This window comes from Citrobacter enshiensis (assembly GCF_029338175.1).
In the GTDB taxonomy this organism is placed as follows: Bacteria; Pseudomonadota; Gammaproteobacteria; order Enterobacterales; family Enterobacteriaceae; genus Citrobacter_D; species Citrobacter_D enshiensis.
Map to the genome: position 1 here is coordinate 3,284,010 of NZ_CP119862.1, position 26,511 is coordinate 3,310,520.

Consider the following 26,511-nt stretch of genomic DNA (forward strand, 5'->3'; position numbering starts at 1 on the left):
CGGCAATATAATGAGAATTATTATCATTAAATGAAGATTGAGGAGTAAGCATATGGCTGTAACTAAGCTGGTTCTGGTACGTCATGGTGAAAGTCAGTGGAACAACGAAAACCGCTTCACCGGCTGGTACGATGTTGATCTGTCTGAGAAAGGCGTGGGCGAAGCAAAAGCAGCAGGTAAACTGCTGAAAGATGAAGGCTATAGCTTTGATTTTGCTTATACCTCTGTGCTGAAACGTGCCATCCACACCCTGTGGAACGTACTCGACGAACTGGATCAGGCCTGGCTGCCGGTAGAGAAATCCTGGAAACTGAACGAGCGTCACTACGGTGCGCTGCAGGGTCTGAACAAAGCTGAAACCGCAGAGAAATACGGCGATGAGCAGGTGAAACAGTGGCGTCGTGGCTTTGCGGTAACACCGCCAGAGCTGACCAAAGACGATGAACGCTTCCCGGGCCACGATCCGCGTTATGCCACATTGACCGACAAAGAGCTGCCGGTCACCGAAAGCCTGGCGCTGACCATTGATCGTGTCATCCCTTACTGGAACGAATCCATTCTGCCGCGCATCAAAAGCGGTGAGCGCGTCATTATCGCCGCTCACGGTAACTCCCTGCGCGCGCTGGTGAAATACCTGGATAAGATGGGTGAAGATGAAATTCTTGAACTGAATATCCCGACCGGCGTACCGCTGGTGTATGAGTTCGACGAAAACTTCAAGCCAATCAAACGTTACTACCTGGGTAATGCTGACGAGATCGCAGCAAAAGCGGCGGCCGTTGCGAATCAGGGCAAAGCGAAGTAATCCATTTGCCGGGTAGCCATTTGTCATCTATTGGCTATCCGGTGCTTATACCCCGATAACCCCATCCAGTATCACCTGCGCCCTCCCCTGCGAGCACCGTTCCACGCGACCACGCACGTTGTACACCTGCGCCAGACGTTCTGCGGTAATCACCGCTTGCGGCGCGCCGCTCGCCACCAGCTTACCGTCTTTGAGCATCACAATATGTTCGCCATAGCGTAATGCCATATTCATATCGTGCACCACCACCAGCGTCACCAGCTGACGCGATCGCGTCTCCTGAACAATCCGTTCCATAACGTGCAACTGATAATTCAGATCCAGTGCGCTGAGTGGCTCATCCAGTAGCAGAAGCTCAGGACGGCGGATCAGTGACTGCGCCAGTCCGACCAATTGCCGCTGACCGCCGGAGAGCTGATCAAGATAATGCAGCGCGAGGTGCGAAATGCCCAAATGTTCAAGTAGTACCAGTACCTGCGACTGATCCTGCGAAGCGTCATTCCCGCCCGCTGCGCGTTGTGCGACCACCACAGACTCCAGCACCTGCAAATGCACGCCCTGCGGCAATGACTGAGGTAAAAACACCACCTTCTTCGCGCGCTGGGCAAACGGCAGCGACATCAGATTTTCATCACCCAGAAGCACTTCCCCGCGGGCTTTCGTTAAGCCAGCCAGAGCGCGTAACAATGTCGACTTTCCACAGCCGTTAGGCCCCAGTAGCACCGTAATTTTGCCGCGCGGCAGTTCAGGAATGCTCAGATCGCCAATCACGGGGCGCTTCGGATAACCGGCATTCAGCCCCCGAAGCGTCAGCCCGTTCATAGCGCGCCTCCCCGGCGACGAAGAATGATGCTCAGAAAAAACGGTACGCCCACCAGCGAAGTCACAATCCCCACCGGAATGATCACGCCAGGCACCATATTTTTGGAGGCGACCGACGCCAGAGAAAGCACAAGCCCTCCTGTCAGCACGCTGCCGGGCAGATAAAAACGGTGATCTTCCCCGAACAGCATTCGCGCAATATGCGGTGCCACCAGACCGATAAAACCAATCGGCCCAACAAACGCGACCGAAAGCGCGGAGAGCAGACTAATGCGCAATAACGCGGCCAGACGTAAACGCCGAACGTCAATTCCGAAGCTCATCGCCCTCTCTTCTCCCAGCCGCAATGCCGTCAGTTGCCAGGCACTGCGCATTGACCAGCACGAGACAACGACGAAAACCACCGCCAGCACGCCAAGCTTTTCCCATGAGGCGCGGGTCAGGCTGCCCATCGTCCAGAAGACCAGTCCCTGCAACGTATCTTCATCCGCCACAAACTGCAGCATTGAAACCAGCGCATTGAAGGTAAACACCAGGGCAATACCGAACAGCACAACGCCCGACGTCGCAACTCGCGTCCAGCGGGTGATGCCATCCAGTAACAGCGCGGAAAGCAAGGCAAACGCAAAGGCATTGGCGGGGATAAACCAGGCTGCGGGAATGCCCGGTATCCCGATGCCCAGCACAATCGCCAGCGCCGCGCCAAACGCTGCAGCAGACGAAACCCCGAGTGTAAAAGGGCTCGCCAGCGGGTTGTTCAAAATGGTTTGCATTTCGGCACCCGCCAGCCCAAGCGCCATGCCGATCAGTAGCGCCATCAGCGCATACGGCAAGCGAATATCCCAGACAATCACGCGGGCCCCGGCATTCGCGCGGGCAGGATGCAGCAATGTTTCCCAGAGTTCACTGAGCGGTAAACCCGACGCGCCAAGGGTGGAATCGAGCACCAACGAAGCAAGGATCGTCAGAACAATCGCCAGCGCCAACAGTAAGCGTTGACGCACAACCTGTCGGTAGAGGCGCGTAATGGCGTTCGGGGAGGTCACATTAACGGAGAGCGACATGGTACTTCATCACGATGCGTTTCATTCTGCGGGTAGATCTTTTTCTTACGGGGCCGGAAGCGTGATTATACCGTACTTACCTATCGTTATATATTTTTTTATATTCCGAAGCGGAGACACAAAAAAAGCCGACTGTCAGAGTCGGCTTAGATGCAGATAAGCAGAATTATCCGCGGCGCGCTTTCACCGCGTTCGACAACTTACGCAGCAGCGAGTCGGTGTCTTCCCAACCAATGCAGGCATCGGTAATGCTTTTACCGTAAGTCAGCGGTTCACCGCCTTCCAGGTTTTGATTACCTTCAACCAGATGGCTCTCCACCATCACGCCAATGATCGCCTTTTCTCCGCCGGCAATTTGCTGGCAGACATCCGCGCAGACATCCATCTGCTTTTTGAACTGCTTGCTGGAATTGGCGTGGCTAAAATCAATCATCACCTGCGCAGCCAACCCTGCTTTCCCAAGTCCCTCTTTCACGGCTGCGACGTGATGCGCGCTGTAGTTCGGTTCTTTCCCGCCGCGCAGAATGATATGGCAGTCGCCATTTCCGCTGGTATTCACAATTGCGGAGTGACCCCATTTGGTGACGGAAAGGAAACAGTGCGGCGCCCCTGCGGCGTTGATAGCGTCAATGGCGACCTTGATCGTGCCATCGGTGCCATTTTTGAATCCTACCGGGCAGGAAAGTCCTGAAGCCAGCTCACGGTGAACCTGAGATTCGGTAGTACGCGCCCCAATGGCGCCCCAGCTCATCAGGTCGGCAAGGTATTGTGGGGTGATCATGTCAAGGAACTCACCGGCAGCCGGTAAACCGCTATCATTGATATCCAGCAATAACTTACGGGCGATACGCAGACCATCGTTGATCTGGAAGCTGTTATCCATGTGCGGATCGTTGATCAGCCCCTTCCAGCCCACGGTGGTGCGCGGTTTTTCAAAATAGACGCGCATGACGATCTCAAGCTCGTCTTTTAATTCTTCACGCAGTGCCAGCAGGCGAGCCGCATACTCTTTGGCCGCCGCCGGATCATGAATTGAACACGGTCCAATCACGACCAGCAGACGATCGTCATTGCCTTTCAGAATTTTATGAATCGCTTTACGGGCATGCGCTACCGTGTTGGCAGCGTTTTCAGTAGCGGGGAATTTTTCCAGGAGTGCGACCGGCGGTAATAACTCGTTGATCTCTTTAATGCGTAAATCGTCGTTCTGATAATTCATGATTATTCCAGCGTTGCCATACTTATATAAATGAATGCAATCCCTCCAATCTATATCTTCATCCCGAAAGTGTAAACTGGGTTTTACACTTTGCATGAATTAATCCTGAAATCAGTAGAAAAACGCCATAAAGTAGCGAAAATCGAGATCCAGCCTACAATTTTCAACTTCAATTGCTCTTATTAAAATTATTTTCCAGATTCTATGCTGAGCTAAATCACCTTTCCGCAGTCGTTAGCGCCCTTCTGCTGAGTCCCCAAAACCTGAAAATAGGGCTGATACCGGGAGAGTAAAAGCTCTCCTTTTTATTTTGTCAGTCAAAAATCCGTATGATGTCATACAGTAATGATGAGAATAACAAAGGGATGACACTATGGCGCACTCACATACTCCTGATTCACCTCACCTGCCGGAAGATAAAAATGCCCGTCGGTTGCTGTTCGCATTTTGTGTCACCGCCGGATTTATGCTGGTTGAGGTGGCGGGCGGAATGATCTCCGGCTCGCTGGCACTGTTGGCGGATGCCGGTCACATGCTTACCGATGCCGCCGCCCTGCTCTTTGCACTACTGGCCGTACAGTTTTCCCGGCGACCGCCCACGATCCGCCATACCTTCGGCTGGCTAAGACTCACGACACTGGCCGCGTTTGTTAATGCCATCGCGCTGGTGGTGATCACCATTTTGATAGTCTGGGAGGCCATTGAACGTTTCTATACACCGCAACCCGTTGCGGGCGGCATGATGATGGTCATCGCCGTCGCTGGGCTGATGGCCAATGTGCTCTCATTCTGGATACTGCACCGTGGCAGTGAAGAAAAAAACCTCAACGTCAGGGCCGCTGCCCTGCATGTGATGGGCGACTTACTGGGATCGGTCGGGGCAATCATTGCTGCACTGATTATCATCTGGACGGGCTGGACGCCTGCCGACCCGATCCTCTCAATCCTGGTTTCCCTGCTGGTACTAAGAAGTGCATGGCGTTTGTTGAAAGACAGCGTCAACGAACTCCTGGAGGGCGCTCCGGTTTCCCTGGATATTGCCGCTTTACAGCGCCATCTCAGCAGGGATATCCCGGAAGTACGTAATGTGCACCATGTGCATGTCTGGATGGTCGGCGAAAAACCGGTGATGACGATGCATGTGCAGGTGATCCCACCGCACGATCATGATGCGTTGCTGGCGCGCATCCAACATTTTCTGATCCATCATTACCAGATTGAACACGCCACCATACAGTTAGAGTATCAACCTTGTAACGGCCCGGATTGCCATCTGAACCAGAGGCAATCCGGGCATATACATCACCACCATTAATGGGAAAGTGCGCGTGAGCCTCGGTCGCGCGCGCTGTTGATCCACATCCGACTGCCGTTCAGGGCAATAAATGTCAGGATCAGGTATTCCAGCGACATCGCGTAGACCCCCTGTAGCGCGAAGATCACAACACTGATGACGTTGATAACCACCCACAAGAGCCAGTTCTCAACGTATTTGCGCGTCATCAGGATCATCGCCACAATCGACAGCACCATCATGCAGGAGTCCCAGAAAGGGAAGGCATCAGGCTGTAGCTCAGGCGCAGCAACCTGCAATCCCAGCGTCTGCATAATATTCACAGCCATTTTTGTCAGGAAGGCGAATACAGGGTCGATGAATACCGTCATCAGACCAATGGCGACCACGCAGCCAGCCAGCCAGCTCAGCGCTTTTGGCAACGGCAGCCAGCGAATTTTCAGTTCCGCTTCATGTTGACTCGTTTGTCGGGACCAGGCATACCAGCCATAGATATTGGCGGCAAAGAAAAAAACCTGTAACAGCAGGCTGGCATAGAGTTGGATCTGAAAAAAGATAATGGCGAACAGCGTAACGTTAATCAGACCAAAGAAGTAATTACTGATCTTCTCCAGGCTCGCCAGCCCGATACACAATAAACCGGCGACAGTCCCCACAGCCTCAATCCACGACAGAGCGTACCCTCCCGCGCCGATTGGAATATGAACCAGAATGTTCTGCGTGCTAAAAAAATCCATCTTTTCCCCCAGAGCAAAACGTTATGATTAAGCTCGTAGTGTAGCCGCAAATTCCAGCATGCGGTTTAACGGCAATAAAGCGCCTTCTCGCAGCGTTTCGTCAACATGGATTTCATGGGACGCTCCGCCTTGTTCCAGGCCTTCAGCAATCGCTTTAAGGCCGTTCATCGCCATCCACGGACAATGAGCGCAACTACGACAGGTCGCACCTTCTCCCGCCGTCGGCGCTTCGAGCAGTTCTTTCTCAGGAACCGCCTGCTGCATTTTGTAGAAAATGCCCCGGTCGGTCGCCACAATCAGCTGCTGATGCGGCAGCGTTTTCGCCGCATTGATGAGCTGACTGGTTGACCCCACCGCATCGGCCATATCAACAATCGACTGAGGTGATTCAGGATGTACCAGCACGGCGGCATTTGGGTAAAGCCCCTTCATGCGGGTTAAGGCCTGGGTTTTAAACTCGTCGTGCACAATACAGGCGCCCTGCCAGCATAGCACGTCGGCGCCGGTCTGCTTCTGTACGTAGTTGCCCAGGTGGCGATCCGGTGCCCAGATGATTTTTTCACCTAAACTATCAAGATGCTCAATAAGTTCAACGGCGATGCTGGATGTCACCACCCAGTCCGCCCGCGCTTTTACCGCTGCTGACGTGTTGGCATACACCACCACGGTGCGATCCGGATGGGCATCACAAAAGGCGCTGAAAGCATCGATCGGACATCCCAAATCCAGCGAACATTCCGCCTGCAGGGTCGGCATCAGGATGGTTTTTTCCGGGCTGAGGATTTTAGCGGTTTCCCCCATAAACCGAACCCCTGCCACCAGCAGGGTCGACGCCGGATGTTTCGCGCCAAAGCGTGCCATCTCAAGCGAATCCGAAATACAGCCGCCGGTTTCTTCGGCCAGTTGCTGGATTTCCGGGTCGGTGTAATAGTGGGCGACCATCACGGCGTCCCGCTCTTTCAGCAGACGTTTGATTTTCTCACGGTAGAATTGTTTTTCATCCACACTCAGCGGCGCTGGCTTCGGTGGAAACGGATAGATTGCGGCTTCTGGATCAAACATCACGCTCATCATGCTTTCTCGTTTTACTGGCTTAACGAAATTGCCGGTCATTAGCGCACTAAGCGCATTAATCGGACACAAGTGTTTTGTATGCTAAACAAGATAGCTGAAACAGTGGGAAAAGTCGTGGAGATTTTGAGCGTGGGAGTACGTATATGACATCGGGTGGTGCTGTCGCTTACCCGAACCAGCTGCAGGTTCGAATCGTCTAAATTGCAGATAGCAAAAAGGCGCCTTTAGGGCGCCTTTTTACACTGGTGGGGCGTGCAGGATTCGAACCTGCGACCAATTGATTAAAAGTCAACTGCTCTACCAACTGAGCTAACGCCCCCATATGGGGTTTACTACTTTAATTCTTTTTCAGGAACCCACCTCGATATTGGTGGGGCGTGCAGGATTCGAACCTGCGACCAATTGATTAAAAGTCAACTGCTCTACCAACTGAGCTAACGCCCCATTCGGGTGTTACCTGAAAAATTTTACTCGGTTACCAATTTAAAATTGGTGGGTCGTGCAGGATGACTCGGCTTCGCCTCGCCCTACGGGCCGTTGCTGATGCAACGTTATCCTTCACGCTTAACATCTGAGTTCGATGTTAAAATTGGTGGGTCGTGCAGGATTCGAACCTGCGACCAATTGATTAAAAGTCAACTGCTCTACCAACTGAGCTAACGACCCGAGTGGTGGGTGATGACGGGATCGAACCGCCGACCCCCTCCTTGTAAGGGAGGTGCTCTCCCAGCTGAGCTAATCACCCGATACTACGCTGGATACTGCTTTAAGTGGTGGGTCGTGCAGGATGACTCGGCTTCGCCTCGCCCTACGGGCCGTTGCTGACGCAACGTTATCCTTCACGTTTTACTACCACAACCTATTTCAGTAATTGGTGGGTCGTGCAGGATTCGAACCTGCGACCAATTGATTAAAAGTCAACTGCTCTACCAACTGAGCTAACGACCCACTTTTGCGCTGCTTTTGGTTTGTTTGATATCCCGTGGCAACGGCGGCATATATTACTGATTTCAGATTTCAGCGCAACAAAAATTTCGATATAGATCACTCAACTGCTTAGGAATCACACGACACGACCAGAAATAACGCGATTTCTGGTCGCGGGGTGTGCATTACATCGCGCTGAGACGTTTTTGCGCTTGTTTCGCGCCATCGGTACCAGGGTATTTACTGATGACCTGCTGGTAAACGGCTTTGGCTTTTGCCGTATCGCCTTTGTCCTGCATGATGACGCCGACTTTGAACATCGCATCAGCAGCCTTCGGAGACTTCGGATAGTTTTTCACTACCGAGGCAAAATAGAACGCAGCATCATCTTTTTTACCCTTGTTGTAATTCAACTGCCCCAGCCAGTAATTGGCATTCGGCTGATACGTTGAGTCCGGGTATTGTTTGATGAAGTTCTGAAACGCCACAATCGCGTCGTCCTGACGCGCGTTATCATGCACCAGGGCAATTGCCGCGTTGTAATCCGTATTCGCGTCTCCGCTTGAAGCAGGCGCGCCTGTCGTTGCCGCTCCAGCATCAGGAGCAGGAGCAGGCGTTGCCGTTGCTGCTCCACTTTGATCGCCTGCAGCAGGTTGCGCCGTTGCACTACCGCTGCCCAGACTGTCTATCTGCAACAGGATCTGTTTCTGACGCTCAACCACCTGATTCAGTTGATACTGGCTTTCCTGAATTTGGCCACGCAGGGAATCAATATCAGTCTGATTATCGGAAAGTTGTTGCTGGAGTTGGGTTAAAAGCTGGCTATGAGCATTAGAAATACGCTCGAGTTGAGTGACGCGGTCTTCGACCGAGCCAGAGCCGACACTACTGATTGGCGCCTGAGCAAAAGCGGCCCAGGGGGCCGCTATGCCAACCAGTAACGACAGACTCAACAGGTGATGTCTGAAGTTACTGCTCATGTCATTCTCTTAGTAAACCAGTACGGCACGACGGTTTTTGGAGTAAGCCGCTTCGTCATGACCCAGTACTGCAGGTTTTTCTTTACCGTAAGAAACGATGGAGATCTGGTCAGCAGAAACGCCTTTACCCTGCAGGTACATTTTAACGGCGTTAGCACGACGTTCGCCCAGGGAGATGTTGTACTCAGGAGTACCACGTTCGTCCGCGTGACCTTCTACGGTGACTTTATAAGACGGGTTGCTACGCAGGAAGTTTGCGTGCGCATCCAGCATTGCAGCGAAATCAGAACGGATATCGTACTTGTCCAGATCGAAGTAAACGATGTTGTTCTGCTGCAGCTGTTGCATCTGCAGACGCGCTTGCTCTTCAGAGGACATGTTGCCGCTGCCATTAGCATCCATACCAGTGCCAGCGCCCATCATGCCTTCGCTGCCGTCATTGCTGGCGTTCTTGTTAGAAGAACATGCCGCGATTGCCATAACAGGCAGAGCGATCATCAGCCCCTTCAGCACTTTGTTCAGTTGCATTTCAATGATTCCTTTATTAATCAATTATTTATTATCACAGATACGGCGACCAGGCAGGGAATTTAACCTGACCATCAGTTGCCGGAAGACGCGCCTTGAAACGCCCATCTGTAGAAACCAAATTCAGCACGGATCCCATCCCCTGAGAAGAGCTGTAGATTACCATAGTGCCGTTAGGTGCCAGACTTGGCGTTTCATCCAGGAACGTTGACGACAGAACTTGTACGCCACCCGCTACCAGATCTTGTTTGGCAATGTGTTGTTGCCCACTATTTGAGCTTACCATTACCATAAATTTGCCGTCACTGCTCACATCAGAATCCTGGTTTTGCGATCCTTCCCAGGTAATGCGTTGCGGAGCACCGCCGTTGACATTGACTTTATACACCTGCGGACGACCGGCCTGGTCAGAGGTAAATGCCAGGTTCTGGCTGTCCGGGAACCAGGTCGGTTCAGTGTTGTTGCTGCGACCATCCGTCACCTGGCGGATCTGGCCAGAGCCAATGTCCATCACATACAGGTTCAGACTACCGGTTTTAGACAAGGCAAACGCCAGTTTGCTGCCGTCCGGAGAGAATGCTGGCGCACCATTGTGACGCGGGAAAGAGGCAACCTGACGAACCGCACCGTTAGACAGCGTCTGGATGACCAGCGCAGAACGGCCGCTTTCAAAGGTGACGTACGCCAGTTTGGAACCGTCCGGAGACCATGCCGGAGACATCAGCGGCTGCGGAGAACGGTGAACCACGAACTGGTTGTAGCCATCATAGTCAGACACGCGCAGTTCATACGGGAACTGACCGCCATTGGTCTGAACCACATAAGCGATACGGGTACGGAACGCGCCCTTAATACCGGTCAGTTTTTCGAACACTTCGTCACTTGCAGTATGACCGGCATAACGCAGCCACTGCTTGTTCACTTTGTAAGAGTTCTGCGCCAGAACGGTACCCGGCGCACCGCCGGTGTCAACCAGCTGATACGCAACATTGTAGGAACCGTCCGGATTCGGCGTCACCTGACCGACCACGACAGCATCAATGCCCAGAGCAGACCATGCCGCAGGCTGAACTTCCTGAGCGGTACCCGGCTGCTGAGGCAGGCGAGAACGGTCCAGCGGATTAAATTTACCGCTGTTGCGCAGGTCAGCACCCACGATACCACCGATATCTTCAGGAGCCGCCCCCGGTCCCGCCCACTGGAATGGCACAACGCCAATAGGACGACCGGAATCTACACCACTGTCGATCACAATGCGGACTTCAGCGTGCAGAACCGACGCCCACAGTATGAGAAAACCAAATGCTACTCGTAATGCCTGCTTCATCATATCTCCCTTATCTGGACAGATAGCCCACGATAATTTAGCAGAATGTTAACAAACTCAAATACACAAAACTACCAGAACCCAGCGACAACCGGTGTCTGATATTGACCGATGTGACGGCCAACATCGCGATTACGGTTTGAAGTCCAATGGTGCGTTTTTGAACACTTCATATACTGCCTGGCTTGGCGGTTTCGGGATCTTCGCAAGTTTAGCTGCTGCAAGCGCAGCCTGACAAAGCGCGGGATCGCCACCTTCAGACTGAATATCCAGTAACATGCCGTCGGAAGCCAGCTTTATGCGCAGCGTACAGGTTTTCCCTGTATAGGACGAGGCGTCATAAAACTTACTTTCAATGGCAGTTTTAATCTGCCCGGCATAGTTGCTGATATCCGCACCTGATGCGCCATTATTTTTAGTATTACCACTTCCGGCAGGGGAAGCATTGCTGCCTTTCGCCCCACCGCCGGATTTCGGCGCATTCTTACCAGAGCTTAAATCGCCCAGTAGATCGTCGACACCGGAAGCTGCTGCGGCTTTTTCAGCCGCCGCTTTTTTAGCGGCAGCGGCTTTATCTGCAGCTGCTTTCTTATCGGCTGCAGCTTTTTTATCTGCAGCAGCCTTCTCAGCCGCGGCTTTCTTGTCCGCTGCGGCTTTATCTGCAGCCGCTTTCTTATCAGCTGCGGCTTTTTCAGCAGCGGCAGCTTTCGCAGCAGCTGCTTTTTCAGCTTTCTCAGCGGCGGCCTTCTCTGCTGCAGCTTGCTTAGCGGCTTCTGCCTGTGCTTTTTTCGCCGCCTCAGCGGCAGCCTTAGCAGCCATCACCTCGGCGACTTTCTTCGCATCAGCAGCGGCTTTTGCGGCGGCATCAGCCTCCGCTTTTTTCTGTGCGTCTGCGGCCGCTTTCTTCGCTGCTTCTGCGGCTTGTTTCGCCTGAGCATCCGCCCTGGCCTTCGCGTCTGCTGCGGCTTTCGCTGCAGCTTCCTCAGCCTGCTTCTGTTGCTCCTGCGCTTTCGCCGCCGCGGCTTCAGCCTGTTTTTGCTGCTCCGTCTGTTCGCGCACTTTTTCCTGCGCAGCTAAACGTTCTTTCTCTAGTTGCTTCAAACGCTCTTGTTCAGCCGCCTGTTTCTCACGAAGCTCTTCGGCTTGCTGCTGCGCTTGTTTTTCACGCTGCTGCTCAGCACGTTTCGCACTCGCCTGTTGCTGCTGCTGACGATCGTACTGTTGAACAATAGCGCCAGGATCAACCATGACGGCGTCAATGGAAGAACCACCACCGCCACCAGCTGAAGCATCAATGTGCTCATCGAACGAACTCCAGATCAGTACCGCAAATAAAATGACATGCAGCACCGCTGAAATAATTATCGCCCGTTTGAGCTTGTCGTTTTGTTCGGTTGCCTTTGACACTCTCGGTTCCCAAAAAACTGTTCGTCTGTTACTCGCTATATTGCAAGCCAGAGGGACGCAGACTTCAGATTGGCTGCGTCATTAAGCCAACCGACTTCACGCCCGCACTGTGTAACAAGTTCAGTGCTTTAATTATTTCATCGTAAGGCACATCTTTCGCGCCACCGATTAAGAAGACCGTTTTCGGATTGGACTCCAGGCGACTCTTCGCCTCTGCAATAACCTGCTCTGGCGGTAACTGATCCATACGGTCTTTTTCAACCACCACGCTGTATTGCCCAATACCGGAAACTTCAATAATGACCGGAGGTTCGTCATTGCTGCTAACGGCCTGCGACTCGGTCGCATCCGGCAGATCGACTTCCACACTCTGGGTAATGATTGGCGCTGTCGCCATAAAGATCAGCAGCAGCACCAGCAGAACGTCGAGCAACGGTACAATATTGATTTCGGACTTAAGTTCGCGACGATTTCGTCCACGCGCTCTGGCCATGGTTTACCCCTTGTTACTCTCGGTGCTGGTAAACGCCTGGCGGTGCAGAATCGCGGTGAACTCTTCCATAAAGTTGTCGTAATTCAGTTCCAGCTTGTTCACGCGCTGATTCAGACGGTTGTAGGCCATAACGGCTGGAATGGCAGCAAACAGACCGATGGCCGTTGCAATCAATGCTTCCGCGATACCTGGCGCAACCATCTGCAGGGTTGCCTGTTTTACCGCACCCAGCGCGATAAATGCGTGCATAATCCCCCAGACCGTACCAAACAGACCGATATACGGGCTGATAGACCCCACCGTACCGAGGAAGGGAATATGCGTCTCTAATGTTTCCAGTTCACGGTTCATCGAGATACGCATCGCACGGGATGCCCCTTCAACCACCGCTTCTGGCGCATGATTGTTCGCACGATGCAGTCGCACAAACTCTTTGAACCCGCTGTAGAAGATTTGCTCCGAACCGGCCAGGCTATCACGGCGCCCCTGACTTTCCTGATACAGGCGAGACAGTTCGATTCCGGACCAGAATTTATCTTCGAACGCTTCAGCTTCACGCCCAGCCGCGTTAAGAATACGAGTTCGCTGGATAATGATAGCCCAGGATGCGATCGAAAAACCAATCAAAATCAACATGATAAGTTTAACCAGAAGGCTTGCCTTCAGGAACAAATCAAGGATATTCATGTCAGTCACTGCTTAAACTCCGCGACAATAGACTTGGGAAGCGCACGAGGCTTCATTTTGAGTGGATCAACGCAAACAATCAGAACTTCTGCTTCATTCAGCACGGTGTTCTCTGCGTTGACAATGCGTTGCGTGAATACCAAAGAGGTGCCACGCATTGACGTAATTTCTGTTTGGATTTCGAGCATATCGTCAAGTCGCGCTGGCGCAAAATATTCCAGGGTCATTTTGCGTACCACAAAGGCGACTCGTTCAGCCAGCAACACCTGTTGGCTGAAGTGATGATGGCGCAGCATCTCTGTGCGTGCTCTTTCATAAAAAGCGACGTAACTGGCGTGGTAAACCACACCACCGGCATCGGTGTCTTCATAGTAGACGCGAACCGGCCATCGAAATATATACTTATTCATTCCTGCAGCCTCTTTGTTGGCTTCGTCCACTCACACCAGTCACTTACTCCAGTAAGCTCCTGGTGATTCGCGCACTTGCCGCCGCGATGCATCAAGAATGCTGTTGTATATAGCGTCGTATTCACTTTACATCCCGGTAATGCAACAAAAGTTAGAGATTTTAAACGTTGCTACTATACGCGCGCTATTGAGGCTTGGGAATGGGGGGAAGTTAAGGGAGCGTAAAAAATTATGGGCTTATGCAAGCCCATAAATATTTAAGGATGTTTCTTATTCAAAAGAAGAAGAAAAACAGGCCGGTGATAAGCACGATATCGGCAATCAATGGAGAGAAAAGCCCCTGCCAGTGAACCGCGCGGGGACGAAATCCCACACCGTGAATCACACCTGCACAGACCGCCCACATCAACAGAAAACCATGCCAGATTTCCAGCTCACTGGTTTTTGCTGCGAAGCGTGATGGGTCCCAGAATATGCAGCCAGCCAACACGATTGCCAGCACAAAGGAAAGCGCCCGCAAGGGGCGCTTATCCATTACCGCATATAACATCGCGATAATGTTGGTCATCAGCTTTCTTCTTGTCCGGCTTTGCCTGCTTCAACGTGCTCAAGCGCCAGCGCTGTGATTATCCCAAATGCACAGGCAAGAAGCGTTCCCAAAATCCAGGCGAAATACCACATTTTAAGCTCCTTACTTAGTACAGAGAGTGGGTGTTGCGTTCAATATCTTCTTTGGTGATGCGGCCGAACATCTTCCAGTAACACCAGCCGGTGTAGAGCAGGATGATTGGTACAAACACCGCCGCAACCCAGGTCATCAGATTCAATGTTCTCTGGCTGGAGGTGGCGTCCCACATCGTCAGACTTGCGTTCATCATCGTGCTGGATGGCATCACAAACGGGAACATTGCGATACCGGCAGTCAGGATGATGCAGGCCAACGTCAGTGAGGAGAAGACGAACGCCCAGGCCCCTTTCTCCATACGAGACGTCAGGATGGTCAACAGTGGCAGAACCACGCCCAGCGCCGGAACCAACCACAGGATAGGTGCATTGTTAAAGTTCACCATCCATGCGCCCGCTTCTCGAGCTACTTCTTTGATCATCGGGTTAGAGGCGGCATGGTGATCCAGTGCGGAAGTCACAACATAACCGTCAATACCGTATATCACCCAGACACCTGCCAGAGCGAAGCAGACCAGAGTCACCAGTGCCGCAACCTGTGAAGTCGTACGTGCACGCAGATGGAGTTCACCCACGGTACGCATCTGCAGATAAGTCGCGCCCTGGGTGATAATCATCCCCACGCTCACGATACCTGCCAGCAGACCAAACGGATTCAGCAACTGGAAGAAGTTGCCGGTGTAGTACAAACGCATGTACTCATCCATGTGGAACGGAACCCCTTGCAGCAGGTTGCCGAATGCCACACCAATTACCAGCGGCGGAACGAAGCTACCGATGAAGATGCCCCAGTCCCACATGTTGCGCCAGCGCATGTCTTCAATCTTCGAGCGGTAATCGAAACCGACCGGACGGAAGAACAATGACGCCAGTACAAGGATCATCGCCACATAGAAACCGGAGAACGCAGCGGCATACACCATCGGCCATGCGGCGAACAATGCGCCACCCGCGGTGATCAGCCAAACCTGGTTACCGTCCCAGTGTGGGGCGATGGAGTTAATCATAATTCGACGCTCGGTATCATTACGACCGAGGAAACGGGTGAGCATGCCCACCCCCATGTCGAAACCGTCGGTGACCGCAAAACCGATCAGCAGAATGCCAACCAGCAGCCACCAGATAAAACGCAATACTTCATAATCGATCATTTGACGACTCCTGTCTTAGCGTGCCGGCTGAGAAGTCACAGTGGACTGCTCGTAGTGATAACGACCGGTTTTCAGGCTGCTCGGGCCACGGCGTGCGAACTTGAACATCAGGTACAGTTCAGCCACCAGGAACAGGGTGTACAGGCCGCAAATCAACAGCATCGAGAAGATGAGGTCGCCGGCAGTCAGCGAAGAGTTCGCCACGGCTGTCGGTAACACTTCACCAATTGCCCACGGTTGACGACCGTACTCTGCGACGAACCAACCGGACTCAATGGCAATCCACGGCAGCGGAATCGCATACAGTGCCGTGCGCAGCAGCCATTTTTTCTCGCCGATACGGTTGCGAATGACAGTCCAGAAGGACACCGCGATAATCGCCAGCATCAGAATGCCGCACGCCACCATGATACGGAAAGCGAAGTACAGTGGAGCAACACGGGGTATAGAGTCTTTCGTTGCCAGCTGAATTTGCGCTTCGGTCGCGTCGGTGACGTTGTCCGTATAGCGTTTCAGCAGCAGACCATACCCCAGATCTTTCTTCACGCTGTTGAACTGGTCGCGAACGGCCTGATCGGTTGAGCCAGCACGCAGTTCTTCCAGCAGCTGATACGCTTTCATCCCGTTACGGATACGCTCTTCATGCTGCACCATCAGATCTTTCAGACCAATGACCTGTGTATCAACAGAGCGGGTGGCAATGATGCCCAGCGCATAAGGAATTTGAATCGCAAAATGGTTTTCCTGCGCATCCTGGTCCGGAATACCGAACAGCGTAAAGGATGCCGGTGCAGGCTGGGTTTCCCACTCGGCTTCAATGGCGGCAAGTTTGGTTTTCTGCACGTCACCCATTTCGTAACCGGATTCATCACCCAGAACGATAACAGAGAGAATGGCAGCCATACCAAAGCTGGCAGCGATAGCAAAAGAGCGTTTAGCGAACGCGAAGTCACGGCCGCGCAGCATATAGTAAGAGCTGATACCCAGAACGAACATCGCGCCACAAACATAACCAGATGCGACAGTGTGAACGAATTTCACCTGTGCAACCGGGTTAAGCACCAGTTCAGAGAAGCTCAGCATCTCCATGCGCATGGTTTCAAAGTTGAAATCCGCTGCAATTGGGTTCTGCATCCAGCCGTTCGCAACCAGAATCCACAGTGCGGACAGGTTAGAACCCAACGCCACCAACCAGGTGACACACATATGCTGGACTTTACCCAGACGGTCCCAGCCGAAGAAGAACAGACCTACAAAGGTGGATTCGAGGAAGAAGGCCATCAAACCTTCGATCGCCAGCGGCGCACCGAAGATATCCCCTACATAGTGGGAATAGTAAGACCAGTTAGTCCCAAACTGGAACTCCATGGTCAGACCGGTAGCCACACCCAGAGCGAAGTTGATACCAAACAACTTGCCCCAGAACTTGGTCATATCTTTATAAATCTGTTTGCCGGAAAGGACGTAGACCGTTTCCATGATGGCCAGCAAAAACGCCATACCGAGCGTCAGTGGCACAAACAGGAAGTGGTACATCGCGGTCAAGGCAAACTGTAAGCGCGACAGTTCGACTATATCTAACATCATGACTCCTTGCTCATCGCATGAAGACTCCGAGAGTGAACCCCGTTAGAAAGGGTCACACGCATGCCCCAATACAAATTTATTTGCGCGCTTTCTTCGTTACTGTTTTGTCGTGAGAGGAAACAGCAACGATGAAAGGTTACAAACATGTTAATGAAAAACTCAAATTGATCCCGCAATTATATTACGCCGCAAAATCCTTACAATAAACAGGTTTTTATTGAGTTAGATTTACGTTTTTCGACAGTGATCAATTTATAGCGAAGTTATCACTTTTCTACCAATTTGATCGCGGACAATTTATCGCGTTTTAGTGTGCTTTTCCAAGGATTAAACATTGATTTATATCAAAATCCATAAAACCTGTTAACAATGTGTATTATGAGTAACCTTGGTAAAAACAATGTTACACACATGTATCAAAGTTGAAGCCAATGATTACCAAACAAACGCGCGTGTATAAAAAAACCGTATTTTAATTAACGTATCAGCGCGGTTAACCCGTTCCCGGACTTAACTTTTCAGCGTAGTCAATTGACGGTTATTTTCCATAGCCGAAATTCATCACAAAAAACAATCACAATAATTTCACTTTTAATCTCATTTTAATTAACACTAAGCCGTTATTATTCTGTTAACAACAAATCTGCACCAGGTATCGCTTTTGTCTGATTGCTTGCTATTCATGCAAGTTATTGGTTGAACATTCGTGACTGTGCAGGCAGAAACGCCTCTGCTTCACTTTCCCTCCCCCGCTGACGAAACAAATCTGTCCATCCATACGTGTTTCCACACAGCCGATGATCGCTTTGGCACGGCGTCACAGACCTCGTTCAGAAGGATGATACAGACGCAGGATACGTTCTTCCCTACCCTCTGCCATTTTTAATGCCCAGTGCAAGCATCCTTCAGGCGGCGAAGGGAAACGTTTTCCGCGGGAAATCTGCCCGAAGAAGCCGAACGTCTCCCGTGGATTTAAAAGAATGGCAGGGTAATTAGCGATTGCCGCAACGCGTTTAATACGGGCGATGATAAATTTACTTTGATCACACGCAGGAAACAGCATTAAGTAGTATCTCATATGATTATTATTGTTGGGGAATGATACATAGCTCGCAAATATAAATCCACGATTACCCCAAATGGTATAATCGATCACAAATCAGATAAAACAAATTATTATCATTTTTATCCTTTCATTAACAACAATCAAAATGCTTAACGCCTCATCGTTTATATTTCGTTACGCACCTCACAATTTCATCTCCGCGCATATTTAAGCAACGAAGTAATTTCATACACAGCAAATAAGATTTCGGTCACAAAGATGACATCTTACTTAATTAATGGTTTTTGTAATTAAATAAAAACACGCCCCAAAAAACAAACGTAAGATGCTGATATAAAAGATTTTATTTAATAACAAAATCCAAAACAATCGTTTTCAGAAGGATATTTTGAAAATAGATCAATTGCTTCATTTTTAGCTTAAACAGACACTCCTGGGCTATTAACAGGTTACGACAACCTGCGTTCTAAATATTAAAAACGAATCTTACTTTTTTACCAACAGCCCTACAGAGGATTACTCATGAAAAAATCTACACTTGTTATTGGCGTCATTGGTGCTGACTGCCATGCGGTAGGCAATAAAGTTTTGGATCGCGTTTTTACTAACCATGATTTTCGCGTAATCAATCTGGGGGTGATGGTAAGCCAGGATGAATATATCGATGCCGCGATTGAAACCGGTGCCGATGCAATTGTGGTGTCATCTATTTACGGTCACGGTGATATCGACTGCCTCGGTTTACGTGAGCGCTGCATCGAACGTGGCATCGGCGAAATTCTGCTCTATGTCGGCGGTAACCTGGTCGTCGGTAAGCACGATTTCTCCGAGGTAGAAGCGAAGTTTAAAGAGATGGGCTTTAACCGTGTCTTCGCACCAAGCCACGATCTGGAAGATGTCTGCCAACTGATCACCAATGATATTCAACAGCGCAATGGTGTTGAACAACGTTGTCTCGAAGAGGCTATCTGATGCAAACAGTCTCTGTCGATATCGGATCGACGTGGACCAAGGCCGCCCTCTTCGATTACGAAGGGGACGCGTTAACCCTGGTAAACCATGTCCTGACGCCAACCACCACGCATCATCTGGCAGAAGGTTTTTTTGCCAGCCTGAATCAGGTGCTAAATGTTACCGATGCTCGCCCGTTACTGAAAAGTGGTGAAGTGCAGTTGAAGTATTCCTCATCGGCCAAAGGTGGACTCGCCGTTGCCGCAATGGGGCTTGTACCGTCTATTACGCTGGAATCTGCGAAAGTCACCGCTCACTCTGCGGGGGCAAAAATCGCGCAGTATTACTCGTACAAACTCAACCGGCATGACATCCAGGCACTGGAATCGTCGCCGCCGGACATCCTGCTGTTTTCTGGCGGCACGGATGGTGGCGAAGAAAGCTACGGCCTGGCGAATGCGCGTGCGCTGGCTGAGTCGAATGTCAACTGCGCCATTATTTACGCCGGAAACCGGGATATTCAGGACGAAGTACAGTCTATTTTGGCGCAGAAGGATCTGACCATCGTAGACAACATTCTGCCAGATCTCGATCACCCAAATCCGTATGCCGCCCGTCAGGCCATTTGCGATCTGTTTTTATCACGCATCGTGAAAGGCAAAGGACTGGACGTCATTGTGGACGCGACCGGTGAAGAGCCGATGCCAACGCCCTGGACTGTCTTTGAGCTGGTGAAAGCGATAAGCGATTACGACAGCGCGTGGAAAGAGTTCATGTTGATCGACATGGGCGGCGCCACGACGGATGTCTACTCTGCCAGCGCTAACACGCTCTCCCCTGACACCGTACTGCATGGCGTACCGGAACCTTTCGTCAAGCGTACCGTTGAAGGCGATCTGGGTATGCGCGTCTCCGCCGTCGTGGTGGGTGAAAGTACCCAGGAAATGGTGAATGTCGTATTTGCACAACAACCGGCACGTCAGGAAGCCTTTTACGGCTATCTGCGTCACCTGGTGGCACACCCGGATTACCTGCCGCACAACGAAGAAGAAAAATACTTCGACACCCTGCTGGCGGGACTCTGTGTAGGTTACGCCGCCGAGCGACACGCCGGAACCAAAAAACAGGTCTGTACCTGCGTGGGAAACGTCGACTTACAGATGGGTCGCGATCTCACCACCGTACGCAAAATCGTTGGTTCTGGCGGATGGCTCTCACGCGCCAGCCAGTTCGATATTCACAACTGGCTTAAATACCGGGAACTGGATGACGACGGCAGAAGGATCCTGTTGCCGAACCAGTTCGAATATTACCGCGATTCCTATGGCCTGCTTCCTCTACTGGCTAACGTTGCCAGGTTGTACCCGCAAGCCGCTGCTCGCACCAGCATTCAATGTTTAACCCTATAAAACATAAGGCTACAAAGAATGGAACTCCGAAATAAAAAGTTAACCCATGATGAATTCATGACCGAGCGCGCCGAGGTTATCAAGACCTGGCATACCGGCAAGGACGTCGAAAACTTTGAAGATGGCGTTAAATACCAACAGACTATTCCTGAGAGTAAACGCTTTTCTCACGCACTGCTGAAAGCCGATCAGGAAGGCAAAACCCTGAGTCAGCCGCGTGCGGGCGTTGCGTTAATGGATGAGCACATTGAACTGCTCAAAACATTGCAGCAAGAGTGCGACCTTCTGCCGACCACTATCGATGCGTATACCCGTCTGAACCGCTATGAAGAAGCGGCTATCGGGATTCAAAAATCCATTGAAGCGGGTACGTCAAAACTGAACGGGTTACCGGTTGTTAACCACGGGGTTGCAGCCTGCCGTCGTCTGACCGAAACGCTGGAAAAACCACTGCAGATTCGTCACGGTACTCCGGATGCTCGTCTGCTGGGCGAAATCTCCATGGCCAGTGGATTCACCAGCTATGAAGGCGGCGGTATCTCCTACAACATCCCTTACGCCAAGCGCGTCACGCTGGAAAAATCCATCCGCGACTGGCAGTACTGCGACCGTATGATGGGGATGTATGAAGAACACGGTATTCGTATCAACCGTGAACCGTTCGGCCCGCTGACCGGCACCCTGATTCCACCGTTTATGTCCCACTCAGTGGCGATTATCGAAGGCCTGCTGGCGCTGGAACAGGGCGTTAAATCGATTACCGTCGGTTACGGTCAGGTTGGTAGCCTGACGCAGGACATCGCAGCAATTCAGTCCCTGCGCGAACTGTCTCACGAATACTTCCAGAATTATGGCTTCGACGATTACGAACTGAGTACGGTATTCCACCAGTGGATGGGCGGCTTCCCGGAAGATGAATCCAAAGCGTTCGCCATCATCTCCTGGGGTGCAGCGGTCGCAGGCATGTCCGGTGCCACTAAAGTAATCACCAAGAGTCCGCACGAAGCATGGGGTATCCCGACGGCTGCGGCAAACGCGCAAGGGCTTAAAGCCTCTCGCCAGATGCTCAACATGGTCTGCGACCAGAAATTCCCGCAGTGCGCTGCCGTGGAACAGGAAGTGGATCTGATCAAGAGCGAAGTCCGCGCGGTGCTGAAAAAAGTCTTCGAACTGGGCAACGGCGACATTGCACGCGGCACAGTGCTGGCCTTTGAAGCAGGTGTTCTGGACGTACCTTTCGCGCCGGCCTCCTGTAACGCAGGCAAAATCCTGCCGGTACGCGATAACTCAGGCGCGATTCGTATCCTCGAAGCCGGTGCGGTTCCACTGCCGAAAGACATTCTCGCCCTGCACCACGACTACGTCGCAGAGCGTGCGAATTTCGAAGGACGTAAACCTTCCTTCCAGATGGTTATCGATGACATTAACGCCGTATCCCACAGCAAATTAATAGGAAGACCATAATGAAAATTAAACAGGCCCTTTTCACCGCTGGCTACTCCTCATTTTATTTTGACGATCAGCAGGCGATCAAAGATGGTGCAGGTCATGATGGGTTCATTTACACCGGCGATCCGGTAACACCAGGCTTTACTTCCGTCCGTCAGGCCGGTGAGTGTGTCTCCGTGCAACTGATTCTGGAAAACGGTGCGGTCGCGGTCGGTGACTGTGCGGCTGTACAGTACTCTGGTGCGGGCGGTCGTGACCCCCTGTTCCTTGCGGAAAATTTCATTCCATTCCTGAATGACCACATTAAACCGCTGCTGGAAGGCCGCGATGTGGATGCGTTCCTGCCGAACGCCCGCTTCTTCGACCAGTTGCGCATTGACGGCCAACTGCTGCATACCGCAGTACGTTACGGCCTGTCTCAGGCACTGCTGGACGCCGCCGCGCTGGCATCCGGTCGCCTGAAAACGGAAGTCGTTTGCGACGAATGGCAGCTGCCATGCGTTCCGGAAGCGATTCCTTTATTTGGTCAGAGCGGCGACGACCGTTATATCGCCGTCGACAAAATGATCCTCAAAGGTGTTGATGTTCTGCCTCATGCGCTGATCAACAACGTCGAAGAGAAACTGGGTCTTGAAGGCGAAAAACTGCGTGAGTATGTGCGCTGGTTGTCTGACCGCATCCTGAGCCTGCGTACCAGCCCGCGCTACCACCCGACGCTGCATATCGATGTGTACGGCACGATTGGTCTGATTTTCGATATGGACCCGGTACGCTGCGCAGCGTATATCGCCAGCCTGGAACAAGAAGCACAGGGCCTGCCGCTGTACATTGAAGGTCCGGTCGATGCGGGTAACAAACCCGATCAGATCCGTCTGTTGACCGAGATCACCAAAGAGCTGACCCGTCTGGGTTCCGGCGTGAAAATTGTGGCCGACGAATGGTGTAACACCTACCAGGATATCGTGGACTTCACCGATGCAGGCAGCTGCCACATGGTGCAGATTAAAACCCCGGATCTGGGCGGTATTCACAACATCGTTGATGCAGTGCTGTACTGCAACAAGCACGGAATGGAAGCCTATCAGGGCGGTACCTGTAACGAAACCGAGATCAGCGCCCGCACCTGTGTGCATGTCGCACTGGCTGCACGTCCAATGCGCATGCTGATCAAACCGGGTATGGGCTTCGATGAAGGTCTCAATATCGTGTTCAACGAAATGAACCGTACCATCGCGTTGTTGCAGACAAAGGATTAAGAAATGGCTCGCACATTTAAGATCTTATCGCCGACGGCTATTCTGGGTTATGGCTTCCCGGAAGAGAGTTTTCGCAAAGCCATGGAAGAGTCACCGGATCTTATTGCTGTTGACGCGGGGTCCTCTGATCCAGGCCCTCACTACCTGGGAGCCGGTAAACCGTTTACCGACAGGGCGGGCGTGAAACGCGATCTGCGGTATATGATCACAGCTGGCGTGAAAAACAATATTCCGGTGGTGATTGGTACTGCCGGTGGATCCGGCGCGGCGCCGCATCTGGAATGGTGTCGCCAGATAATCCTGGAGATTGCGCAGGAAGAGAAGCTGACCTTCTCGATGGCGTTAATCCCGTCGGATGTTGAAAAAGACGTCGTTCATCAGGCGTTGGATAACGGGAAAATTACCGCCCTCGACTTCGTGCCGGAACTCACTCACGAAGCCATTGACGCGAGCACCTACATCGTCGCGCAAATGGGCGTCGAACCTTTCCAGCGTGCGCTGGAAGCCGGTGCGCAGGTTGTGCTTGGCGGACGGGCATACGACCCGGTCTGCTTCGCCGCCCTGCCCATCATGCAAGGTTTCGATGAAGGGTTGGCTCTGCACTGCGGGAAGATCCTTGAATGTGCTGCCATTGCTGCAACGCCTGGCTCCGGCTCAGACTGCGCGATGGGGATTATCGATGACAACGGTTTCACGCTGAAGACATTTAATCCGAAGCGTAAATTTACCGAAACCTCGGCCGCTGCTCACACCCTGTATGAGAAGTCAGATCCGTACTTCTTGCCAGGTCCCGGCGGAGTGCTGAACCTGAAAGGCTGTAGCTTTAAGGCTGTGAACGAGGGCGAAGTCTACGTCAGCGGTTCACGCCATGAAGAGACGCCTTATGCACTGAAACTGGAAGGTGCGCGTCAGGTGGGGTTCCGTTGCATGACCATCGCCGGAACACGCGATCCGATCATGATCGCGGGCATTGACACCATTCTTGAAGAGGTGAAAGCCAGCGTGGCGAGCAACCTCTCTCTGAATGATGACAGTATCCGCATCACGTTCCATCTGTACGGTAAAAACGGTGTCATGGGTCTTCATGAACCCATGCAGTCAGCCGGGCACGAACTGGGGATCTTGTTGGACGTAGTTGCGCCAACACAGGATATTGCCAACAGCGTTTGCTCGCTGGTGCGCTCTACCCTGCTGCATTACGGTTATGAAAACCGCATTGCAACGGCGGGCAACCTCGCCTTCCCGTTCTCGCCGTCTGATATTCCAAGCGGGCCGGTGTATGAGTTCTCAATCTACCATCTGATTGAGGCAAGCGACGCACTGCGTTTTGATTTCCACATCGAACAGGTGACGCCAGAAGGAATCCAGGCATGAAACAGTCAATTTGTTCACTGGCGCAGGTAATCCGTTCCAAAAACGCCGGACCGTACGAACTGGTTTTAGATATTTTATTTAAAACTCGTGAAGATTATCAGCGTGTAAAAGAATCGGGGCAATTAACACCACAGCTTATCGCTGAGTTATATCACGTTGAGCCTGACTTTATTCATCGCATTGTCTGGTTTGATCCAGCTAACGCGGTAAAAATCGTCATGCCGCGCGATATTATCTCCGGCAATGTGGGGGACAATGATGTTTATGGTGCCCAGCAGCATGCGCCATTACTCAGTATCCATTTTGATTTTTAATAAATAACACAACAACAACCATTGAAGTACTGGATTCTGCTGTATCGCAGTACTTCGCATAATTCATGCGGTTGGTCATAACAGGCGAGCATCTGAGCGTTTTTCTGCGCCCAGGTGCTTGCTAACCCTACACATTAATTACCAACCATTATCCGATGGAGTAAACATGAAGAAAATTAGTTTAACAAAGATGATCATATTAGGCCTGATACTCGGGATGATTGCCGGGGTGGTCATAAATAATGTGGCATCAGTTGACACAGCAAAGTCGTATTCACAAGACATCTCCATTTTCACCACTATATTCTTACGAATGGTGAAAATGATTATCGCTCCTCTGGTTATTTCTACCCTCGTGGTCGGTATTGCCAAAATGGGCGATGCGAAAACCCTGGGACGTATATTCTCAAAAACGTTTTTCCTCTTTATTCTCGCGTCCCTGGTCTCCATTGCGTTGGGTCTGGTCATTGTTAACATTTTCCAACCCGGTGTCGGCATTAACTTTGTTCCTCATGACGTCGGGGCTGTGGCCGCCGTTAAGTCTGAGCCGTTCACGCTGAAAGTCTTTATCTCACACGCTGTTCCTACCAGTATTGTGGATGCGATGGCGCGTAACGAAATCCTGCAGATTGTCGTGTTCTCCATCTTCCTCGGTTGCAGCCTGGCGGCGATCGGTGAAAAAGCAGATCCGATCGTGAAAGTGCTCGATTCTCTGGTACACGTGATGCTGAAACTGACCGGTTATGTGATGCTGTTTGCACCGCTGACCGTGTTTGCCGCCATCTCCGGACTGATCGCTGAACGCGGTCTGGGCGTGATGGTCAGCGCCGGTATCTTTATGGGCGAGTTCTACCTGACGCTGGGTATGCTGTGGGCAATTCTGATTGGTCTCTCAACGATGCTCATCGGTCCGTGCATCGGTCGTCTGACCAAATCTATCCTCGAGCCTGCCCTGCTGGCCTTCACCACTTCCAGCTCTGAAGCGGCCTTCCCAGGTACGCTGAACAAACTGGAAAAATTCGGCGTATCTTCCAAGATTGCCAGTTTCGTTCTGCCTATCGGTTACTCCTTTAACCTGGTCGGCTCCATGGCCTACTGCTCGTTTGCGACCGTATTCATCGCGCAGGCCTGTAACATCGAACTGAGCATGGGTGAGCAGATCACCATGCTGTTAATCCTGATGCTGACCTCAAAAGGCATGGCTGGCGTACCGCGTGCGTCAATGGTGGTTATTGCCGCAACCCTCAACCAGTTCAACATTCCTGAAGCAGGTTTGATCTTGCTGATGGGCGTCGATCCGTTCCTCGACATGGGCCGCTCCGCGACCAACGTCATGAGTAACGCCATGGGTGCTGCGATTGTCAGCCGCTGGGAAGGTGAACACTTCGGTGAAGGTTGCCGTGGTAAAGCCCCGGAACAACAACGTCCTATTACCGAAACCGAAGCTGCTCTTTCCTGATTTTATATAACCCGATGCACAGGGCCGACTCCGGTCG

Annotated in this window: 25 protein-coding genes and 5 tRNA genes; 9 read left to right on the forward strand and 21 right to left on the reverse strand. The window is 51.8% G+C overall.

Annotated features, from left to right (window positions below):
* Positions 1 to 52 precede the first annotated feature (52 nt).
* Positions 53 to 805, forward strand: coding sequence for a 2,3-diphosphoglycerate-dependent phosphoglycerate mutase (gene gpmA / locus P2W74_RS15790; protein ID WP_276292359.1), 753 nt, complete (start codon positions 53 to 55; stop codon positions 803 to 805).
* A gap of 45 nt (positions 806 to 850) precedes the next feature.
* On the opposite strand, the gene P2W74_RS15795 is transcribed toward gpmA, so the two are convergent.
* The 3 genes from P2W74_RS15795 to aroG form a co-directional block, all read right to left on the reverse strand.
* Positions 851 to 1,627: an ABC transporter ATP-binding protein gene (locus P2W74_RS15795; protein WP_276292360.1), complete on the reverse strand. Its 777-nt coding sequence runs from the start codon at positions 1,625 to 1,627 to the stop codon at positions 851 to 853.
* Positions 1,624 to 2,691, reverse strand: a complete 1,068-nt coding sequence (locus P2W74_RS15800; RefSeq protein WP_276292361.1) for a FecCD family ABC transporter permease — start codon at positions 2,689 to 2,691, stop codon at positions 1,624 to 1,626. The genes P2W74_RS15795 and P2W74_RS15800 overlap by 4 nt, the downstream gene beginning before the upstream one ends.
* Positions 2,692 to 2,857: 166 nt before the next feature.
* Positions 2,858 to 3,910, reverse strand: coding sequence for a 3-deoxy-7-phosphoheptulonate synthase AroG (gene aroG / locus P2W74_RS15805; RefSeq protein ID WP_276292362.1), 1,053 nt, complete (start codon positions 3,908 to 3,910; stop codon positions 2,858 to 2,860).
* A gap of 373 nt (positions 3,911 to 4,283) precedes the next feature.
* On the opposite strand from aroG, the gene zitB reads away from it, so the two are divergent.
* A complete protein-coding gene (gene zitB / locus P2W74_RS15810) occupies positions 4,284 to 5,225 on the forward strand; it encodes a CDF family zinc transporter ZitB (RefSeq protein WP_276292363.1) in 942 nt (313 codons plus the stop codon).
* On the opposite strand, the gene pnuC is transcribed toward zitB, so the two are convergent.
* The 18 genes from pnuC to cydA all read right to left on the reverse strand — a co-directional run bounded on the left by pnuC (position 5,222) and on the right by cydA (position 17,193).
* Complete coding sequence (gene pnuC / locus P2W74_RS15815) at positions 5,222 to 5,941, reverse strand: nicotinamide riboside transporter PnuC (protein WP_276292364.1); 720 nt, start codon at positions 5,939 to 5,941, stop codon at positions 5,222 to 5,224. The two genes, zitB and pnuC, sit on opposite strands and share 4 nt — an antisense overlap.
* Before the next feature lie 27 nt (positions 5,942 to 5,968).
* Positions 5,969 to 7,012, reverse strand: coding sequence for a quinolinate synthase NadA (gene nadA, locus P2W74_RS15820; protein ID WP_276295204.1), 1,044 nt, complete (start codon positions 7,010 to 7,012; stop codon positions 5,969 to 5,971).
* A gap of 246 nt (positions 7,013 to 7,258) precedes the next feature.
* Positions 7,259 to 7,334, reverse strand: a tRNA-Lys gene (locus P2W74_RS15825).
* Positions 7,335 to 7,383: 49 nt separating this feature from the next.
* Positions 7,384 to 7,459, reverse strand: a tRNA-Lys gene (locus tag P2W74_RS15830).
* 146 nt (positions 7,460 to 7,605) lie between these two features.
* Positions 7,606 to 7,681 (reverse strand) — tRNA-Lys (locus P2W74_RS15835).
* 3 nt (positions 7,682 to 7,684) lie between these two features.
* Positions 7,685 to 7,760 (reverse strand) — tRNA-Val (locus tag P2W74_RS15840).
* Between the two features lie 127 nt (positions 7,761 to 7,887).
* Positions 7,888 to 7,963: transfer RNA gene (locus tag P2W74_RS15845), tRNA-Lys, on the reverse strand.
* 164 nt (positions 7,964 to 8,127) lie between these two features.
* Positions 8,128 to 8,922 carry a cell division protein CpoB gene (cpoB, locus tag P2W74_RS15850; RefSeq protein WP_276292365.1) on the reverse strand — a complete coding sequence of 265 codons (795 nt, stop codon included), beginning with the start codon at positions 8,920 to 8,922 and terminating at the stop codon, positions 8,128 to 8,130.
* A gap of 9 nt (positions 8,923 to 8,931) precedes the next feature.
* On the reverse strand, positions 8,932 to 9,450 hold the full coding sequence (gene pal, locus P2W74_RS15855; protein ID WP_162383422.1) for a peptidoglycan-associated lipoprotein Pal: 519 nt from the start codon (positions 9,448 to 9,450) through the stop codon (positions 8,932 to 8,934).
* 34 nt (positions 9,451 to 9,484) lie between these two features.
* Positions 9,485 to 10,777: a Tol-Pal system beta propeller repeat protein TolB gene (gene tolB, locus P2W74_RS15860; RefSeq protein WP_192611609.1), complete on the reverse strand. Its 1,293-nt coding sequence runs from the start codon at positions 10,775 to 10,777 to the stop codon at positions 9,485 to 9,487.
* Positions 10,778 to 10,909: 132 nt separating this feature from the next.
* The gene (tolA, locus tag P2W74_RS15865; RefSeq protein ID WP_276292366.1) at positions 10,910 to 12,184 is read right to left on the reverse strand and encodes a cell envelope integrity protein TolA; all 1,275 of its coding nucleotides are present in this window, start codon (positions 12,182 to 12,184) and stop codon (positions 10,910 to 10,912) included.
* Between the two features lie 64 nt (positions 12,185 to 12,248).
* Positions 12,249 to 12,677: a colicin uptake protein TolR gene (tolR, locus tag P2W74_RS15870; protein ID WP_276292367.1), complete on the reverse strand. Its 429-nt coding sequence runs from the start codon at positions 12,675 to 12,677 to the stop codon at positions 12,249 to 12,251.
* Positions 12,678 to 12,680: 3 nt separating this feature from the next.
* Positions 12,681 to 13,373: a Tol-Pal system protein TolQ gene (tolQ, locus tag P2W74_RS15875; protein WP_276292368.1), complete on the reverse strand. Its 693-nt coding sequence runs from the start codon at positions 13,371 to 13,373 to the stop codon at positions 12,681 to 12,683.
* Positions 13,370 to 13,774, reverse strand: coding sequence for a tol-pal system-associated acyl-CoA thioesterase (gene ybgC / locus P2W74_RS15880; RefSeq protein WP_192611606.1), 405 nt, complete (start codon positions 13,772 to 13,774; stop codon positions 13,370 to 13,372). Before ybgC ends, tolQ begins: the two co-directional genes overlap by 4 nt.
* A gap of 274 nt (positions 13,775 to 14,048) precedes the next feature.
* Positions 14,049 to 14,342: a cyd operon protein YbgE gene (gene ybgE / locus P2W74_RS15885; RefSeq protein ID WP_276292369.1), complete on the reverse strand. Its 294-nt coding sequence runs from the start codon at positions 14,340 to 14,342 to the stop codon at positions 14,049 to 14,051.
* Positions 14,342 to 14,455 (reverse strand): cytochrome bd-I oxidase subunit CydX, encoded by a 114-nt coding sequence (cydX, locus tag P2W74_RS15890; RefSeq protein WP_071828905.1) that lies wholly within the window; start codon positions 14,453 to 14,455, stop codon positions 14,342 to 14,344. The genes ybgE and cydX overlap by 1 nt, the downstream gene beginning before the upstream one ends.
* Before the next feature lie 14 nt (positions 14,456 to 14,469).
* Entirely contained in the window at positions 14,470 to 15,609 is a 1,140-nt protein-coding gene (gene cydB, locus P2W74_RS15895) for a cytochrome d ubiquinol oxidase subunit II (RefSeq protein WP_276292370.1), read from the reverse strand.
* A 15-nt stretch (positions 15,610 to 15,624) separates the two neighbouring features.
* On the reverse strand, positions 15,625 to 17,193 hold the full coding sequence (cydA, locus tag P2W74_RS15900; protein WP_276295205.1) for a cytochrome ubiquinol oxidase subunit I: 1,569 nt from the start codon (positions 17,191 to 17,193) through the stop codon (positions 15,625 to 15,627).
* 1,591 nt (positions 17,194 to 18,784) lie between these two features.
* Here cydA and glmS point away from each other — a divergent pair.
* The 7 genes from glmS (at position 18,785) to P2W74_RS15935 (ending at position 26,474) form a co-directional block, all read left to right on the forward strand.
* Positions 18,785 to 19,234 (forward strand): methylaspartate mutase subunit S, encoded by a 450-nt coding sequence (gene glmS / locus P2W74_RS15905; RefSeq protein WP_276292371.1) that lies wholly within the window; start codon positions 18,785 to 18,787, stop codon positions 19,232 to 19,234.
* Positions 19,234 to 20,622, forward strand: coding sequence for a methylaspartate mutase accessory protein GlmL (gene glmL, locus P2W74_RS15910; protein WP_203358450.1), 1,389 nt, complete (start codon positions 19,234 to 19,236; stop codon positions 20,620 to 20,622). Before glmS ends, glmL begins: the two co-directional genes overlap by 1 nt.
* Positions 20,623 to 20,640: 18 nt before the next feature.
* A complete protein-coding gene (locus P2W74_RS15915) occupies positions 20,641 to 22,086 on the forward strand; it encodes a methylaspartate mutase subunit E (RefSeq protein WP_162382523.1) in 1,446 nt (481 codons plus the stop codon).
* Positions 22,086 to 23,327: a methylaspartate ammonia-lyase gene (locus tag P2W74_RS15920; protein WP_276292372.1), complete on the forward strand. Its 1,242-nt coding sequence runs from the start codon at positions 22,086 to 22,088 to the stop codon at positions 23,325 to 23,327. The genes P2W74_RS15915 and P2W74_RS15920 overlap by 1 nt, the downstream gene beginning before the upstream one ends.
* A 3-nt stretch (positions 23,328 to 23,330) precedes the next feature.
* On the forward strand, positions 23,331 to 24,701 hold the full coding sequence (locus P2W74_RS15925; protein WP_271443609.1) for an acyclic terpene utilization AtuA family protein: 1,371 nt from the start codon (positions 23,331 to 23,333) through the stop codon (positions 24,699 to 24,701).
* A complete protein-coding gene (locus P2W74_RS15930) occupies positions 24,698 to 25,015 on the forward strand; it encodes a DUF4387 domain-containing protein (RefSeq protein ID WP_162382520.1) in 318 nt (105 codons plus the stop codon). Before P2W74_RS15925 ends, P2W74_RS15930 begins: the two co-directional genes overlap by 4 nt.
* Before the next feature lie 166 nt (positions 25,016 to 25,181).
* Complete coding sequence (locus P2W74_RS15935; protein WP_276292373.1) at positions 25,182 to 26,474, forward strand: dicarboxylate/amino acid:cation symporter; 1,293 nt, start codon at positions 25,182 to 25,184, stop codon at positions 26,472 to 26,474.
* Positions 26,475 to 26,511: the final 37 nt, after the last annotated feature.